The 2,356-nt window shown below is 66.4% G+C and carries 3 protein-coding genes and 1 pseudogene; 2 read left to right on the top strand and 2 right to left on the bottom strand.

Going from position 1 to position 2,356, the window contains the following annotated elements; all coding sequences use genetic code 11:
• The coding region (locus VFA16_RS07120) for a HesB/IscA family protein (RefSeq protein WP_324967136.1) at positions 1–225 on the top strand (225 nt) is incomplete at its 5' end.
• A gap of 11 nt (positions 226–236) precedes the next feature.
• Here the strand turns inward: VFA16_RS07120 and VFA16_RS07115 are convergent.
• Positions 237–902 (bottom strand): hypothetical protein, encoded by a 666-nt coding sequence (locus tag VFA16_RS07115; RefSeq protein WP_324967135.1) that lies wholly within the window; start codon positions 900–902, stop codon positions 237–239.
• 173 nt (positions 903–1,075) lie between these two features.
• On the opposite strand from VFA16_RS07115, the gene VFA16_RS07110 reads away from it, so the two are divergent.
• The gene (locus VFA16_RS07110; RefSeq protein WP_324967134.1) at positions 1,076–2,050 is read left to right on the top strand and encodes a carbohydrate kinase family protein; all 975 of its coding nucleotides are present in this window, start codon (positions 1,076–1,078) and stop codon (positions 2,048–2,050) included.
• A gap of 98 nt (positions 2,051–2,148) precedes the next feature.
• Here VFA16_RS07110 and VFA16_RS07105 read toward each other — a convergent pair.
• Positions 2,149–2,356 (bottom strand): annotated as a pseudogene (locus tag VFA16_RS07105) (long-chain fatty acid--CoA ligase); the annotation flags it as partial.

Here is a 2,356-nt window from a genome sequence, read left to right as displayed (position 1 = left end):
GGGGGCTGCGCCGGGCTGCGCTACAACCTGTTTTTCGACGACCGCACCCTCGACGGTGACCTGACCGCAGAGTTCGGTGGCGTCACGCTGACCGTAGACCGGATGAGCGCGCCGTACCTGCAAGGCGCATCGATCGACTTTGTCGACACCATCGAGAAGCAGGGCTTCACCATCGACAACCCCAACGCCACGGGTTCGTGCGCCTGCGGCGACTCGTTCAACTGAGTAGCCGGCGGCTAGTAGCTGCCCGCCGTTCGCAACACGTAGGAACACACCAGCACCTGACCGTGCTGGAACAGTAACTGCGCGAGCCCCTGCACCTTGTCACGAGTGGGTCCGCCGGTTGCTGGCCGGACTCGCATTGTGAATAGCACCTGGGCCTGGTAGTTCGACCAGTAGACGATCTTGTCGATCGAGGTGACCTCGGCCTGCGAGAACTGCTTGCGGAACGCGTCGCTGCTGAGTTTGGCCAGCGCCTGGTCGGAGCGGCGATCCCGCACCGCGTCATAGATGCCACACAACGTGTTGCGGGCGATGGTGTCGATGTCGCGGTTCTCCAGCGCATCCAGATAGCCCTGAATCGCGGTCTTAGCCGTGGCCTCCGATAAAGGGCCGCCAACAGTGGCCCGATTCTCGTGCGTCCCGAGGGCGATGGCGGCTGCCATCGCCGCGATCAGCGCCAATGCCACTACGCCGGCAATGATCCATCGGCGGCGCTGTCGTCTCGGGTAGGGCACCGGCGGCGGCAACCCGCCCGGGTAGGCGGCCGACGGAGGCGCTGCTTCGCCCGCCGGCGGGCCGGCGTAGGCCGGTTGCGGGGGAATCGGCTGGCTGGGGTGGGGTTCCATGTAGGCCGGTCCTTCGGCGCCGACTCCGTGGTTCGGCGAATGCGGAGCGGCCATCGATAGTTCTCCTACCGTGTTGACGGGGCGACGAGTGTCGCCGACAGCGTTCGGCTTCCGGTGAGCTCCCTTGGCAGGCTAGCGCACGCCTGGCCGCTGGCCGGGACGTCCTGGTGGCGGCTAGCCTGAGTAGTCTTAGCTAGACGAGCTTACGAATGAAGGGTGGACTTTTCGTGACGATTGCGGTGACCGGTTCGATTGCAACCGACCATCTGATGCGGTTTCCGGGCCGGTTCTCCGAGCAGCTGCTGGCCGAGCACCTGCAGAAAGTGTCGCTGAGCTTCCTGGTCGACGACCTGGTCATCCACCGCGGCGGTGTGGGCGGAAATATGGCGTACGCCATCGGCGTGCTGGGAGGGGACGTCGCGCTCGTCGGTGCGGCCGGCGACGACTTCACCGACTATCGCGACTGGCTGCAGGCGCACGGCGTCAACTGCGACCACGTGCTGATCTCGACGACGGCCCACACCGCACGTTTCGTCTGCACCACCGACCGGGAGATGGCCCAGATCGCGTCGTTCTATCCGGGCGCCATGTCGCAAGCGCGTGAAATCTCCTTGGCCAACGTGGTTTCCGCGATCGGCACCCCTGAGCTGGTCATCGTCGGAGCCAACGACCCGGACGCGATGTTCTTGCACACCGAGGAGTGCCGCAAGCTTGGTCTGGCATTTGCCGCCGACCCATCTCAGCAGCTGGCGCGGTTGAGTGGCGAGGAGATTCGCAGGCTGATCAACGGCGCCACCTACCTGTTCACCAACGACTACGAGTGGGACCTGTTGTTGTCCAAGACCGGCTGGTCGGAAGCCGACGTGATGGCGCAGGTGGGATTGCGGGTCACCACACTCGGCGCCAAGGGGGTGGACCTGGTCGACCCGGACGGCACCGTGATACATGTCGACGTGGTACCGGAAACCAGCCAGGTCGACCCCACCGGGGTGGGTGATGCGTTCCGGGCCGGTTTCCTCACCGGCCGAAGCGCCGGCCTGGGCCTGGAGCGTTCGGCCCAGTTGGGCTCGCTGGTCGCCGTGCTGGTGCTGGAGTCCACCGGCACGCAGGAGTGGGAGTGGGACCGCGAGGTCGCCGTGGCGCGGTTGGCCGATGCCTACGGCGATGCAGCGGCCAGGGAGATCGCCGCCGCGCTGACTTAGGTGGCGCGAGCAGACGCAGAATCGCACTGCGCGCGCCCCGCGTGTGCAATTCTGCGTCTGCTCGCCGCCCTACTGCTCCGCGCGATGCGGCGCGAACCCTAGGTGACCAGTGTGACGGAATTGGCCCGGCGCAACTTGCCCGACGGCGTCTTGGGAATGGTGCCGGGTCCCAGCACGACGACGTTGCGGGGCCGCACGTCGACCTCGGCGACAACCTCGTGGGCCACCTGATGCTCGATACGACGCACTTCGGCCGGGTCGTCGTAGGCGTTGGACTCGACCGCGACGGCGAACGTCTCCCGCGAG

The organism is Mycobacterium sp. (assembly GCF_035653355.1).
Taxonomy (GTDB): Bacteria; Actinomycetota; Actinomycetes; order Mycobacteriales; family Mycobacteriaceae; genus Mycobacterium.
Note: the sequence above shows the minus strand (reverse complement) of the source record. Positions and strands in the feature narration are given on the sequence as shown.

Excerpts from the sequence above, each read along its gene's own strand:
- VFA16_RS07115 (WP_324967135.1), bottom strand. The coding sequence starts at position 902 with ATGGCCGCTCCGCATTCGCCGAACCACGGAGTCGGCGCCGAAGGACCG.